Source organism: Lawsonibacter sp. LCP25S3_E2, assembly GCF_052117285.1.
In the GTDB taxonomy this organism is placed as follows: domain Bacteria; phylum Bacillota; class Clostridia; order Oscillospirales; family Oscillospiraceae; genus Lawsonibacter.
The window spans coordinates 1-14307 of sequence record NZ_JBQKJL010000009.1; the positions used below are offsets into that span (position 1 = coordinate 1).

General features: G+C 56.5%; 12 protein-coding genes. 5 read left to right on the forward strand and 7 right to left on the reverse strand.

The genetic code is table 11. From position 1 onward, the window contains the following. Positions 1–49: 49 nt before the first annotated feature. On the reverse strand, positions 50–1339 hold the full coding sequence (locus ACTQ3R_RS09340; protein ID WP_441778859.1) for an S-layer homology domain-containing protein: 1290 nt from the start codon (positions 1337–1339) through the stop codon (positions 50–52). A gap of 95 nt (positions 1340–1434) precedes the next feature. Beyond that, positions 1435–2892 carry an S-layer homology domain-containing protein gene (locus ACTQ3R_RS09345; protein ID WP_441778860.1) on the reverse strand — a complete coding sequence of 486 codons (1458 nt, stop codon included), beginning with the start codon at positions 2890–2892 and terminating at the stop codon, positions 1435–1437. A 247-nt stretch (positions 2893–3139) separates the two neighbouring features. Between ACTQ3R_RS09345 and ACTQ3R_RS09350 the strand changes: the two genes are divergently transcribed. After that, the gene (locus ACTQ3R_RS09350) at positions 3140–4849 is read left to right on the forward strand and encodes a sigma-70 family RNA polymerase sigma factor (protein ID WP_441778861.1); all 1710 of its coding nucleotides are present in this window, start codon (positions 3140–3142) and stop codon (positions 4847–4849) included. A gap of 97 nt (positions 4850–4946) precedes the next feature. Here the strand turns inward: ACTQ3R_RS09350 and ACTQ3R_RS09355 are convergent, their stop codons facing one another. After that, a complete protein-coding gene (locus ACTQ3R_RS09355) occupies positions 4947–5165 on the reverse strand; it encodes a hypothetical protein (protein ID WP_441778862.1) in 219 nt (72 codons plus the stop codon). A 22-nt stretch (positions 5166–5187) separates the two neighbouring features. Continuing rightward, entirely contained in the window at positions 5188–5697 is a 510-nt protein-coding gene (locus tag ACTQ3R_RS09360; protein ID WP_441778863.1) for a hypothetical protein, read from the reverse strand. A gap of 64 nt (positions 5698–5761) precedes the next feature. Here ACTQ3R_RS09360 and ACTQ3R_RS09365 point away from each other — a divergent pair, with 64 nt between their 5' ends. After that, complete coding sequence (locus ACTQ3R_RS09365; protein ID WP_441792695.1) at positions 5762–5941, forward strand: hypothetical protein; 180 nt, start codon at positions 5762–5764, stop codon at positions 5939–5941. Between the two features lie 88 nt (positions 5942–6029). On the opposite strand, the gene ACTQ3R_RS09370 is transcribed toward ACTQ3R_RS09365, so the two are convergent. From ACTQ3R_RS09370 to ACTQ3R_RS09380, 3 genes are all read right to left on the reverse strand, one after another. Continuing rightward, a complete protein-coding gene (locus ACTQ3R_RS09370; RefSeq protein WP_441778865.1) occupies positions 6030–7079 on the reverse strand; it encodes a DUF4179 domain-containing protein in 1050 nt (349 codons plus the stop codon). Next, a complete protein-coding gene (locus ACTQ3R_RS09375) occupies positions 7069–7554 on the reverse strand; it encodes an RNA polymerase sigma factor (protein WP_441778866.1) in 486 nt (161 codons plus the stop codon). The genes ACTQ3R_RS09370 and ACTQ3R_RS09375 overlap by 11 nt, the downstream gene beginning before the upstream one ends. Before the next feature lie 303 nt (positions 7555–7857). Then, positions 7858–8565: a metallophosphoesterase gene (locus ACTQ3R_RS09380; protein ID WP_441778867.1), complete on the reverse strand. Its 708-nt coding sequence runs from the start codon at positions 8563–8565 to the stop codon at positions 7858–7860. Positions 8566–8810: 245 nt separating this feature from the next. On the opposite strand from ACTQ3R_RS09380, the gene ACTQ3R_RS09385 reads away from it, so the two are divergent. The 3 genes from ACTQ3R_RS09385 to ACTQ3R_RS09395 all read left to right on the forward strand — a co-directional run bounded on the left by ACTQ3R_RS09385 (position 8811) and on the right by ACTQ3R_RS09395 (position 14251). Continuing rightward, entirely contained in the window at positions 8811–10055 is a 1245-nt protein-coding gene (locus ACTQ3R_RS09385) for a hypothetical protein (RefSeq protein ID WP_441778868.1), read from the forward strand. Continuing rightward, positions 10052–10993, forward strand: coding sequence for a WYL domain-containing protein (locus tag ACTQ3R_RS09390; protein ID WP_441778869.1), 942 nt, complete (start codon positions 10052–10054; stop codon positions 10991–10993). The genes ACTQ3R_RS09385 and ACTQ3R_RS09390 overlap by 4 nt, the downstream gene beginning before the upstream one ends. An 81-nt stretch (positions 10994–11074) precedes the next feature. Beyond that, the gene (locus ACTQ3R_RS09395; RefSeq protein ID WP_441778870.1) at positions 11075–14251 is read left to right on the forward strand and encodes a hypothetical protein; all 3177 of its coding nucleotides are present in this window, start codon (positions 11075–11077) and stop codon (positions 14249–14251) included. The last annotated feature ends 56 nt before the right edge of the window (positions 14252–14307 follow it).

Consider the following 14307-nt stretch of genomic DNA (forward strand, 5'->3'; position numbering starts at 1 on the left):
GGCTTTCGGCGGCATAGCCCTTAGTTCTTCGAGCGTAAGGCCGAGCTCCTTAAATCGTTTCATGATGAGCGTGACGGTACTGGAGCCAATACCGTACCGCTTCTGGGTAGTCACGGGAGGCGGTGGTGATGCCGTACTGCGCTTCGATCTCCTCCACTGCGTTGAGCAGAGGCTCATAGTCGGCATACCTGCTGCTTCCCCAAAAGTCCTCTTGGTTTGGCAGCCCATGGAGGATGCCTTCCCGATACATCTTGACCATGCCTGCGGCGCCATAGTGCAGATCCATGCGGTATTCATAGTACTCGCCGGAGGATTTTCGATATGGGCTGTCCAGGGAGACGGGAACACACTCATAGTAGTCGTAGCAGATTCCCTTTACACGGGGGAGCAGCCCGTGGGAAAACTCGTAAGGCTCACAAATGGCCGCGGGGTCAAAATCCAGCGCCTTTGTGGAGAAAAAGGTGAGAGATTTTGGATAGCGGTCCATCATTTCGGCGAAGACGGCCTGGATATCAGCGATGCTGTCAACCACAAATCCATAGGTGCGATCGCCGCGCTCTCCGGTCCAAATGCCGCTGGATGGAATGTAGTGGATGGCTGCGCCGCCCTCATAGGGCTCTACGATCACCTGACCGATGGTAACTTGCCCTTCCGGCTGCAGGCCCGATGGGCTGGCGTCATCCTTGTCCTGGTCCTGAGAAATGGGGGGCTGACCGGAATTTGATTGCAGATTCTGAAGCTGGCACAGGACCACCGCCGCCTGTGCCCGTGTCATGTTCTGCCATCCGGAAAACCTTCCGGCCGCGTCTACCCCGCTCATCACCCCCGCATGATAGACCTGCTTCACGCTGGACTGAAAGGCCTCGGGAATCATGTTATAATCTGGAATTTTGCTCGCTGTCCCCTGAGTGTCATCTGTGGCAAGCTGGAGGTCTTCCATCGTCTGGGCCAGGATAAACGCCATCTCATAGCGGTTGAGGGCATCAAACATTTTATAGTTTAGGTTAGCGTTCGGATTGGATAACAGGTGATGCCGGTTTGCCACCGTTTGATAGGGATGATACCAGGCTCCCCCGGCGGAGCCCGCCTGAATTTCAGTCGGGTAGAGCATTTGGGTGACCATGGTGATAAATTCGGCCCCGGTCACCGGCTGCTCAGGGTGGAATTTATGGTTTTCATCCCCGCTGACCCACCCGTTCTGGGCGGCAGTCTGAATATATTCCACAGCCCAATGGGAGGAAGGGACATCTTGGAAGGGGGTGTTGATGGCCGAGACGGGAACGCTGATTCCCAGACAGATGGAAGCGGCCAATGTCAGAGCCGTAATCATTCGTTTCATAGGATTCTACTCTCCTTTTACAAAAATAGTTTATGGATTCCTGTGCTTGGATTGCTTATGCTTAGGTGCATGCAGCCAACGGCTTTTGTTTCCGCTTATAAAAAGCTGTGCCAAGGCAGGCGGCTTGTATCCACGGTGTCATACTGATCCATCATCTGGGTCAGCAGTGCGACCTTTGCTTGGAGCCCCGAGGCGCCCCCCTGGATCATCTGGCCGACCGCGTCCGTCTGGTGCCAGAGGTAGGCCCAGGTCTCCGCCCAGTCCTCCGGCTGACCGCCCATTGCGTAGCCGGACACATAATCGTCAATCCCCTGTGTACAATTCTCCCAGGCCTGACAGGTCGTATTCCATCCCCGGCGGATCGCCATAGCACTCATCACCATATGGCCCGCTTCATGGCTGTAATACTGGCTGTCTCCCGCACCGGTGTAAAATATCTGGTCCACCTTCTGGGCATCGTTGGAGCTGTCATAGACAAATGCGCCATAACAAGCGATTCCTTCAAAGGTATACGGACACAGGATAATTTCGGTCCCATGTCCTTTTTTGCTGGTCACCACATCCTTCAAAAATCCTTCGGGATAACGATCATAGGCGGCCTTCATTTTTTTCAGCTCGGTGAGTACATACTGAAAGTAATCTCGATTTTTGGGGATGGCATCAAGGTCAGCGTAGGACAACAGTCCGGAATCTTTTTGCGTCCATTCGGGCAGATAGAAAATCTGGATCCCGATCTCCTTCTCCAGTGCTCTGCAATAGTCATAGGCCACATCCTCGGCATAGCGCTCCCGAAGCTGGCCGGTGAAGTCCGTCTGGGCAGCTGGGGTTTCCGACTGGTTTTTGTGCTCCTGAACCACCTGGTTCCAGTCGTACGTGACCCAATGTTCCGGGTGCAGGATGCTGCGCACCATGGTACAGGCCTCAGCACGGGTGCATTGCCCTTCGGGATTGAAGTCGCCCTGCTCATTGATCCCCGTCAAGACGCCGCTGCTGTACATCCAGAGGATCATGGGTTCCATGGGGTGGCCCGCCACGGCGCTGTCATAGTCCCCGATGAGCAGCGCTGCCTCCTCCATGGCATCCAGCGGCTGTTCCTGGCTGCTGCCATAGAACTTGACCAGAATTCCAGCCACTTCTGCGCGGGTCGCCGGCTGGTTCCATGTCTCCTGGTCCAGTCCAAAGATGTAAATGCCCCGCAGCGCCGCGTCCCGGATCACCTGGTTGCCCCAGAAGCCGGGATTGAGCGCATTGATCTCCTCCAGCGCGGCCTCCGGGTCGTAGTCCATCTCAATGGCCGCTTCAGGGAAGGCCTGCAGGGCAATGGCCGTCAGCTCCACCCGGCTGATAGGGCGGTTGGGCTGAAAACTGCCGTCGGGGAAACCGCCGATCATGTCCTGGCCTACCATCTCCGTCACCATGTCATAGTACCAGTCTCCGGGTTTGACGTCGGTAAAGGTTTGTCCCGCTGCCTGGACTGTGGGCATCAGGGTGACGGCAAGCACTGCTGCACAGATGGTGGATATAATCCGCTTGTTAAAATCGTTTCGTTTCATGGTGTAACCTCCTTAGCAAGACATAAGATAATCTGTTTATGATGTGGGTGGACTGGCTTCTTCCACGCTTCTGATGCTATAGAAACAGAAGCCCCCCATTTGGTTTTATCAATTTAAAAAAATTTTCAGCATCCGCTATGGGAAGAATTGACAAAACAGGACCGTGGCAGTACCCTGTATATAACCATTTTGCCGAAAGCGTGGATGTTGCAGCGCTGATGACAAAAGAAAGACGGTGTGAAGGAGAATGGAAAAGATCGATGTAGCCAGCTTGATCCCCCGCTGTCTGGAGGGAGACGGGCAGGCCCAGGAGGCCCTGGTGCTGGCGGTACAAAACCGGGTGTATTATCACTGCAAAAAGATGCTCAAGCATGAAGACAATGCCCTGGATGCCACCCAGGAGGTTTTGATTTCCATGCTGAGTAAGCTGGATACGCTGAAGGAACCGGCGGCCTTTTGGGGATGGCTGAGTGCCATGACCGCAAACCAGTGCCGGAATGCGCTGGTCCGTGGCTCACGGGAGGTGCAGTTCCCCCAGGACGAGGAGGGAAACAGCCTGATCGATTCCTATGAGACGCTGGATGATCAGGTCGTTCCGGACAAGGCCCTGGACAGTGAAGAGAGCCGCCGTATGATTGTGGAGCTGGTGGATGCCCTGCCTGAGGCCCAGCGCCAGTGCGTGTTGATGTATTACTACGATGAGATGGGCGTTAAGGAAATTGCCGCCGCTCTGGAGACTTCCGAGGGCACGGTAAAAAGCCGGCTCAACTATGCACGCAAGGCCATCAAAACGGGGGTGGACCGCTACGCCGCCCAGGGGATCAAGCTCTATGGGCTGGCTCCGCTGCCCTTCCTGGCATACATTCTCAAGCAGGATGCCCTGCTTGGCGGCCTGACGGCGGCGCAAAGCGGTGCCTGTGTTCAGGCTGCTTTGGCGGGGAGTTCCTCTGCACTTGCTGCCGCAGGGACAGCGGGGGCTGCGCAAAGCGCTGCTGCAGGGGCGGCGGGGGCCGTGGAGAGCACCGCCGCTGCGGGTGGGGCAGGCGCAGGGGCCTCCGCCTCTGCGGGAAATGTTCTGACCGCGGTGTTGGCGCACAAGGGGGTCGCCGCCGCCGTGGCCGGCGTGGTGCTGACCGGCGCCATTGGTGGTACCGTCCTGCTCAACCGCCCGGAACCAGCTCCCGTGGACCCGGTTCCCCCACCGGCAGTGGAGGTCGTGGAACCGGTGATCGAAGAGGAACCCGAAGTGGAGCCGGAGCCCCAACCCCAGCCGGAGCCCGAACCGGAACCGGAGCCCGAACCGGAACCGGAGCCCCAGCCGGAGCCCGAACCGGAACCGGAGCCCCAGCCGGAGCCCGAACCCGAACCGGAGCCGGAACCAGAACCGGAGCCCGAACCCACAGGTCCCTCTCAGCTCAAGCTGGCCTACGATTCCATCACCGGCGGTTATGGCACGGTGCGGGCTGGCCTCATTACCGTCTACGCCGGAAAGACACCCTTTGACAGCATTACCTATTCCTCCACCGATCCGTCAGTGGCCTATGTAGGGGAGGGGGAAGTGATCTATTTGCTGCGTCCGGGACAGGCGGAGATCATCATCACATTCCCCCAGGACGGAAACTATCAGGTTCATATTCCTGTAACCGTAGAGGATCACTTCCAATGGGACTATGCGTCTCCCAGCTCGCCCATGACCTTGACGGCGGGGCAGACCCGCTCGAACACCGTGTCTCCCTATGCGCTTTACAGTGGAACCACGCTGGATTCTGTGACCTGGACCAGCAGCGATCCCTCCGTTGCACAGGTGAAAGAGACCACCGAGATACCGTCTGCGCTTGTTGCTGCGGTTGCTCCCGGCACCGCCACCATCACCGGCACCGTCCACTTTACCATCACAGGCATCGGTTATGAGACCAGTGACACCCTCTCCTTTGAGGTCATCGTGGAGCCGGAATAAAACCCGGTATTCCGAGGGATGTTCTCTTTTGCCCCCCGCTTCGGCGGGGGGCGTTTTTGCGCGGATACAGCCTTGGCCGCCGGCAGGGGCACCTTCTTCATCGGGGAGGGCTGCCCGGAATGGGGGCGTTTGGAGGCGGCACAGAAAAGAGGTGTTCTGCCTTCAGCCGGTTCAGGAGAAACTGGATCTGAGACCGGCTGAGGGTGGTTTTGGCCGCGTCGCTCTCCAGACTGTCGTGGATCAGGCGATACCAGGTCCCGGAGGGCTTGCGTGGTGTGAAAGAATCCAGATGAACCGTTTCGTTTGTCCGGAACATAGCGATGCAGCTTATCCTGCGTTTATGTGCGGGATTGTTCTTGCAGTGCTTCCGCTCCAGTTCGAAGGACCGTGTGGAAGCGGCGATTCAGGAAAATGGGGAGGGTGATGGGGAATATGGGGAGGATCCATACGATCCAGGAAGAACTGTCCCCGTTGTAAATGCGCCCTAAGATCACAGCAATGACACTGAATACAGTCAGGCAAGCGATGCTGTACAGGCCCATGTGCTCTCCGGTATATTGAAAAATCGTCTTCTTCTGTACATGTGTGCCTTTGAGACGCACAGCGAGGAGTCCGAAGGAAGGAAAATACCACAAAAAGCAGATCAGCGCCCACATTTGCAGTACCTCAAATAGCATACTCCATGCAAAGGTGGCCAGATTTTCGGCCAGTATGAATCCCAAAATAAACGTTGAGACAGATAACACGACAGATGATATTTTCTGCATGGTTTCCAGTTTGGTCCGACCCGATAAGCTTTTGACGGCCTTTTCACCTACAAGATACCCAAACAAAAATGACAGCTTCATAACATGATCTCCCTTCTAAACTAAAAACGTTTGTACTTTGCCGCTGCTGTGGGGGAATAGGTCTGTGGCGGCGCAAATTGTGAAGTACAGTCAGGATGGAAAAGGACTCATTTTCCATCCACATAGAACAAGACAAGGAAAGGAGCCGTTTGGTTTTATAAAATATAAAAATTTTTTTGAAAGCATAGAAATGATGAAGCGAGACACACAGATCAAAAGAAAACAAGCCGCTGAAATCATATGATTTCAGCGGCTTTCCTGGTGTAAGAATGAAAGCTGTTAACCCGGTAGTGATTCGTTCTGCAAAGCAGAAAAGAGCAAAACGAAAGAAGTTACAAGTCAATCCTGACCCCACAGATGGAAATGGCAATCAGACTTTCTACATCCAGTGGCGTGTCCGGGCGGCGCACCAGGCGGATCCAGCCGTCCTCGGTGGGGTCGGTGCCGCCGCTGCACCCGCTGCCGGATGTACCGTCCATCATGGGAATGGCTGCTCCGTCTTTGGTATAGAGAGTGACTTCCTGGTATTCCGTACAGCTGTACCAGCCGTCCGGCGCGGTTTTGGGTACCCAATCGTGGTGGCCCTTGAGGGCGTCGCTCTCGATCTGCACATAGACGGTGAGAGGAGAGAGGACTACTTGAGTAATTGTAGCGTCCACATCCAGGGTGTGCACAGGCAGATTGGGTTCCAGGCGGATGATGTGGTCAGAATAGTTCATCGTAGTGCGGAAGGTCCAGTTTTCCTCACAGTCATAAGCCCGCTCCCACTGCTCCTCCGTTTCATTCCAAACGGTATTGTGGTAAAGCTTGCCCAGCGAAAGCTCCATGAGCTGCCCGTTTAATGGCTGATTACCGCTGTTGTAGTAAAGATTGGTGGTAAAAATGAAGCTGACCTGGTTGTCGGTGGGATCTTCGTCCTCCACCTGCATATAGCCTCCCGCGCCTGCCGCATCCAGTTCGGGAAAGCGGGGGGAGAACCAGTCCTCAAAAAGATAACCTCTCTCGTTGTCCAGCATAGTGCCTTCCGGCGCGGTGAGGGTCACGCCCACATAAACGGTATAATCGTCCGCCGCGCAGTCGGTGAGGGTCATGGTCCAGCCGTTTTTGGTGATAGACTCTCCCAGTTCCACGGCGCTTTGCTGATATCCAATGCTGTTGCCAAAGTAGCTGCGCACCACCGGAGACGCTACCACCGCCGCCCCTGCCGAGATCATCAAAACCGCTGCCACAGCGGCGGCGATCAGCGTGACCCGGTTCCACCGGCGGGGACTGCGGGAGGCCTGCGGGACCTGTTTGGCTTTCAGAGCATGGATCAAGGCCGCTTTGCTCTCCTTCGTCAGGCGGATTTGCTCCAGTTCGTTTCGGTATTGCTCATACTTCATAGCAAGTTCCCTCCAGTTGCTCCCGTAATTTGATTTTTGCCCTGGCCAGATGAGTGCTGACCAGCCCAGGACTGCGGCCCAGAAGCTGGGCAATTTCCTGTACCGCATAGCCTTCGTAGTACCGCAGGTAAATTACCTGGCGGTATTTGGCAGGCAGGCGGCGGATCTGCTCCAGCAGGGAGCCGTCTTCCGGTTCGGGGGCCTCAACGGCCAGATGAAGCCCCTCCTCCAGTGGAGCCCGGTGGCGAAACCAGGCGCTCTTTTTCCAATTTTTGCATTGATTGATGGCCAGCCGTACGACCCAGGCCCGTTCCTGCCCCTGGTCTTGAAATGTACGTTCATCCGTCAGCAGCTTCAGCAATACGTCCTGGCAGATGTCCATCGCGTCATCCATATTTCCCAGCCAACTGTACCCCAGGCGAAGGATCATATCGCTATATTGTTCCACCAGGTATTCCGCCCGTTGGTCTTCCATGGCGCTTCCCCCTTTCACCTATATAACAACACAGCGCGGGCAAATCTGTCAAAATGTCCGAGAAAAAATGAGCGGGGGATAAGGGCTGAGCTTATCCTGAAAAAGTGGGGAGAAGGCAACAAAAAACGCCTGCCGGGCTCTGCTGTGGGCAGAAAACACGGCAGGCATTCTTCAAAATGAAAAAACGAGGCAAAGGGCAGGGGTTCCCGTCACCCAATGGCTGGTCCCGCGCGCCCAGCCGGATTTTTGAAGTGGACAAAGCCGGGGGAACTCTAGTCAAAAAGGCCGCCCGTATTCCTTCCATTAAACATAAAATTCTTCCATTGTATCCAGGCACAGACATCCCAAACAGCCGCCAAATCCACAGCCGCAGTCGATGGCGATCTGGCTTCCCCAGCGGAGGATCGTGTCCGCTGGAGGCTCTCCCAGCTGGTGGCGCAGGGAGCGGGTGGGGGTGTGGCCGTAGACCAGATATTGGTCCAGGTCATACAGCTGGTTTCGTTCCGGGCGGCAGAAGAGAAAATCCTCCAGGTCATAGTCCTCCAGATCCTTCTCCGGGGAAAAATGGTCCAGTCCAGCGTGGACCAAGAGGAAGGAGCGGCCGCCCGCCTCCACCTGGGCGTAAAGCTCCATCTCCTTGATGTACTCCAAAATTTCCTCCCGCTCTTCCCGAGACAATGCGCACACGGCCAAAAAGGTAGGCGTTCCCCCGTTGTTCATCCACCCCTGAAGGGCCCCCAGCTGGGCTGCCCCCAGAGCGGCCAGACTCTCCTCGGTGATATCGTCCAGCAGCCACCCCAGACAGGCGGCGGCAACAAATTCGTGGTTGCCTAAAATGGGGAGCACATTGGGACGGACCATCATATCCCGCAGGATTTTGATTCCATCCGGCCCCCGGTCAATCACATCGCCCAGGATATACAGGGTGTCCCGGTCTCGAAGTGAAATTTTTTCCAGCAGAGAGCGGTATTTGGTGTAGTCCCCATGTAGGTCAGATGCACAGTAAATCATGTTGTACCCCTCAAAATTAGATGTGTTATCATTATAGCATAAAAAGATGAAATGTAAGATTCTATTTTATGGGCAATTTGCTTGTCGATTTGCTGGATAGGCCGCTATAATCATAATAATATCGGAAAAGCACAAATCAGCAGAATGCACACAGGCCGTTGGAGCCCGAGGATCCCAGCGGCTTTTTGGTTTCCCCCGGCAGGCCAAACCGGCGCGGAGAATGTTTGGGCAGGAGGACAAGGATCATGGCAAATCTGGAGGGTGTGCGGGAATACAACCGTATCCGCCGCTATTTGGAATACATTTACCTTTACGGCTTTTTCAGCCGGGAGGACTTTGCCCAGGCCAACATAGGCAGCGTCAAGGATTATGATTACGGTGTCAAACTGATCCGTTCCATCTTTCCGGAGGCGGAGGGAGCCGCCCTCTGGAAGGACGGACGAAAATACCTCCGGGTACAGCGGGAATATGCCCTTAGTGGAAAAAACCGGATGGCCGACTCCTATCTTCTGTATTCCATGGATGTGGAGAATGAACTTCCCACACTGCTGGGAATTTTCTCCTGCCTGGCAGAGGGAAAGAAGACCGTGGATGATACCTGCCGGGATACTGCCATTCACACACAGGTGACGAGCTCCCTCAACTACCATACCGTGCGGCGTTGGCTGCAGGATCTGGTGGAGTACGGTTACGGAGAGAAAAAAGGCCGCTACTATCAATTGCGGGATAATCCTCTGAAGGCGCTTTCGGAGGATGAGGTGTGGCAGCTTTATTGGTACACGCTGTTTGCCTCGGGAATCACGTACCCCAGGGTAGCAGGGTCGTTTTTGCTGCGCACTTTGGAGCGGGAGCTTCTCCGCCGCGGCCAGCAGCCTATGGAGGAGTCTCCGTTTTTGCTGCGCCACAGTGTAAACCGGAATGTTTTTGACGAGGATCTGCTGTGCCGCCTGATGGAGGCGATGGAACAGCACCGGCCGGTAAGGCTGCTGCGGGAAACGGATTCCCTTCTGGTGCAGCCGGCCGCCCTCCGGGTGGACAGCCGGCTGGGCCGGTGGTATCTGCTGGCCAAGGGAGCGGCCCCGCTGCTGATACGGGTGAGCACCATTCGGGATATCAAGCTGGAAAAACCCCTGTCTCCCGCAGAATGGGAGGCGGGTGTGGAAGCGTGCCGGACCGCCTTTGCCCACAGCGGGGTTTCCGGTTTTCTGTCCCCTGACGGACCGGCCACCATCCGGGCACACCTTCGCGTTGCGCAGTCTCCCGGCATGGGAGCCCAATTTCTGCGGGAACTTCGGGCAGGTGCGGTGCAATCCGGAGAAGATGGGGAGGAATACCAGGCTGACATGAATGATCCCATGGAGCTGATTCCCTTTCTGCGCTCCTATTCCCCCTGGCTTTCCCTGGAAGACGGAGGACACGGCCTGAAGGAAGCCATACAACGGGACTTGCGAAACATGCGGGAAAGCCTGATGGAGGACAAAATGCCGTGAAACTTTTTCATAAGTACCAAAGCCGCGCCGTTCAATTTGCCTTAACGGTGCTGGCCCAGATGGAACAGCAGGGCAGCCTTTCTAGGCCGGAGCTGGATGCCTTTGCCCGGAAGCTGGGGCTGGACTATGCTGATCAAGTCATCAAGCCCCTTGTACAGGCGGGAATTCTGGAACAGTCCGATGGAAATTGGCATCTGAGCCGGGAGGTTTGCCCCTTTGCCCTGGCACCCAGCCAGGCTGAGCTGGACTACCTGCAATACATGCTCACCCTGCCCCAGGCAGAGCTGTTTCTCCAGCCGGAGACCCGGCAGAAGCTGTCTCAGGCAGGCGGGAACTGCGCCGCCCTGACAGCCATCCAGCGCTATGCGCCCCAGGGGGAGCCGCTTCCCCAGTTTCCGGGGCGGGAGGGCATGCAGCGTCTGCTCCAAGCCATTCGGGAGGGGCGGCTGGTCCGCTACCACTACCGTACACGGGACCGGGAGACCTACCAGGAGAGTGTCATGTACCCCTGGAAGCTGGAATACAGCGCCTATGACCAGCGGTGGTGGATCATTCTCTATCACCCCCAGGAACAGCGTACCATCAAGGCACGGCTGGACAACCTGCGGGATGTGGAGCTGCTGGGTCCGGCCGGGATTTCTGAAGAGGAGATCCAGCGGGCCATGGAGCGCCTGTTGGAGCCGGAACCCGTGGTGCTTCAGGTACGAAAAACCAAAGGGGCCCTGGAGCGGTGCTTTCTGGTGTTTGAGAACCAGTTGTTTCTGGATACACAGCAGCTCTCACCAGATGCGTTCCGCCTTTCCTTTCAGTTTTACCGCTTCGACCGGGGCGAGATTTTGCGCCGGCTGCTCTATTTAGGCCCGGCCGTGGAGCTGCTTGCCCCCCAGTCTCTGCGTGCAGAGCTTCTGGAGTTGGTGGAACAGGCGCTGGCCAACTAGCATTTCTATTGTTTTTAAAAAAATGAGTGAGCCGGTTTTGGTATCATTGGTTTAGACCGAGAGAGATGGGAGGATCATTCCATGCAAGTGCAAGACATGGCAGTCCAGGACCAGAACATCTGCTGGGATTCCAAGATGAAAGCGGATGCCATGGGGTATACATGGGAGATTGCGCAGAAGGTCCGCAAATACTTGTCCCATGCCATTGAATATGCCAACAACAGCAAAAATGAGCCGCCGGAGCTGTTTTGGAAATACTTATTTTGTCCCCAGGTGAAATATGGCGCAGGCTCCATTATGAACCCGGCGGAAGGCGATCCGGACAAGTGTCCGCCAAACCCCTACCGGGCATTGGATGTCCAGGCCCTTTGTAAGTTTTTGTGCTACGGAGATAAGCGCCAGCTTCCGGCCGGGGTGAAAGATGACAGCCAAAATTATTATCAGACCTTCCGCATTATGGACCTTCAGGATAAGAAGGCCTACCAGAACGTCATCAGCAAAGCCATCACCATTCGCAATAAAAGGCATGGCCATGTGACAGATCAGCGGGAAGAGAATTTGACCCGGAAGGATCTGGACCACGTGATCAACATCTATCAGCAGGTCACAAAGCCCCTGGAGCGCTCTAAGCTTCCCTGGCGTCCGGAAAATCTGGAGGATGTGGCTGCCTACTGGAGAAACCTGGAACTGGAAGTCCAGCGGCGGTTTGGAGCTGCCCCCCTTTCGCTGGAAGAGGTCGGCCAGGAGCTTTTTGAAACGGAGCAACTGACGCCAAACGAGTGGGAGGAACTAAACCACATTGCCAAACTGTTAAACCTGGAGATACAAAACGGGAAAATCTATAAGCAGCCCAACCCGGCAGAGCTGCTGGGCACTATGCGTCTGCTCCGACAGGGGAAAAACAACAGTGAGATTACGCCCGAGACGGTACAGACCATCAAGGAACAGCTGCGGCAGGAGATGCAGGCCAAGGAAGCGATGATCCACCAAGTGGAGGAGCAGGAGGCAAAGCTGACCGCCCCGCTGTGGAGTTCTATCCCGGAATCCAGCGCCCGGATTCTGCGCCAGGCTGGAACTCTGCTCCACGGTTCGGAAAAGCTTTGGCAGCTGCTGCTGGACAGCTTCCAGCTTATTGTGGACGAATCCCTGTTTCTGGCCCCGGAGGGCCGGGACCTGCTGGTAAAGCTCCAGCCCGTTTTGGCCGCCCGGCATGCCACCCTTCCGGTGGATGCATCGGTGGTGGGAACTCTCTTTCGGCAGCTGCGCTCCTCGGTGCCCTACACCGCCCTGGAGCTGGCTGAAATGGAGCCGGATAGCCGGGAAGGGATGCAGCAGCTGCGCCAGGAGCTGCACCAAGAGGCCAAAACCGCCATTAAAGTCCTGCACCATCTCCGGACGCGCCATTGTCTGGAAGTGGTGGCCAGTCCCACCGACAGCCGGAATTCCTATGAGAACATTGCCTGGTTGGCCCGGCAATTCCCCAAAACACGCTTTTTGGTGCTGACACTGGACCGGCAGCTGGCAGAGGAACTTTCTCAAGTCAAGGGCCGCAACGCGGTGGCGGCCAAGCCCGGATTGGATGGGACTCTCTTCCTCTTCCGCGCCACCCGGTCCACCTACCAGGACATGCTCCATCCCCAGCCCGAAGCGCAGCCCGCCTCCGGCCCGGCCGGACAGCCGGAGGCTGCCGCTGCCCCTGGAGCAGGGGAAACCGTCCGTCCGGACACCGTCCTGCCCCTTCACAAGCTTCCCGTCCAGGGGGAAATGGTTGTGGCAGAGGCTGCGGATGGGATGACTCAAAATTTGCGCCTGGGGAAATTCCTCAACCGGGGAGGGGAGGGGTCCATTTACCTCACCAGCCAGGAGGACCAGGTGGCAAAGATCTATCTGCCCAAGCATCTGACCCAGCAGCGCCTGGATAAATTAAAGCATATGGTGGCTGCTGACCCCAAAATCAGCGGCCTGTGCTGGCCCAACGCCCTTTTGTATAACAGCCTGGGCGAATGGATCGGCTTCCTCATGCCAAAGGCGGAGGGGAAGGAGCTGGCCACCACAGTGTTTACCCCCGGCCGGGGCTGCTGCAACATCAAAGCCATGGGATGGGACCGCCGGCATTTGGTAACCGTGGCCGGCAACATCGCCGCACTCTTTGCCGAAATGCACAAGCAAGGGATTCTGATGGGCGACGTCAACCCCAGAAACTTTATGGTACAGCCCAACTGCATGGTATACTTTGTGGACTGTGACAGCTATCAGTTTGACGACTTTTCCTGCCCGGTGTTCTCTCCTCTGTTTCTCCCCCCGGAGATCCATGAGCGGATGCGCGCCACCCCAGGCGGAGGTTCTTCCAGCTTCATCCGCACACGGGAAAATGAGCTCTATTCCATTGCGGTGCTCCTCTTTGAGGTGATGTTCCTGGGGAAGGCCCCTTACGAGAGCCGGAACACCAACAATGACGATGTGATCCAGGCCATCATGGACGGCAATTTCCCCTATCCCTATAAGGGAAACGATGAGGAAGAGGCGGAGAATACACGTTCTGCCATGTTGGCCCCGGTGGGCCGCTGGCGGAACATCTGGAGCCACATGCCCTATTTTGTAAAGACTGGCTTCTATAATGCCTTCACCAAGAAAAACCGCCTGTCCGCCGCCGGCTGGGCCCAGACCATGTGGGACTACCGGGACCTGATTGAACAGGGCAAGACCAGCAACGAACTGCTGCCTACCACCTACAAGGTTCTGGTCAATCAGGACGGCTCCGAGGCGACCAAAATGGTAAACCTGACCTGTGAGCAGTGCGGAGCCACCTTCAACCAGGCGGAGGAGGTCATTCGCCGCCGCCAAAAATATGGGGAAAAGATGCTTTGCGATACCTGCCGCAATCAGCGACGCAACTTTGAACGGCGGGCCTGGACCGTCACATGCGACCACTGCCGGAGAGAATTCCAGAGCAATGTGGCCGCATGGATGGACCATGAGAGCACCGGCAAGCCCCTTTACTGTCCTGAGTGCATCAACGCGAGGGTGAAATGTTCCAGGTGCCATCAGGAATATGTGGAAAACCGTGAGAAGGTCAACCGGCTTTTGGAGAAGGGGCAGCCGCTGCTCTGCCCCAGCTGCTTCCAGAGGGTCTTTGTCCAGGTGACCTGCTCAGAATGTGGAACCATTTACCGGGACCGTGTGGATTCGGTGGAACATATGAGGCGGATGGGCCGCCCCCTTTTGTGTCCGAAATGCCGCAGCCTAAGGCGGCCCTGAGAAAACCGATCGGGACGGCGGCACTGGCCCTGGGTAGAAGGCCGTGCCGCTGCCGG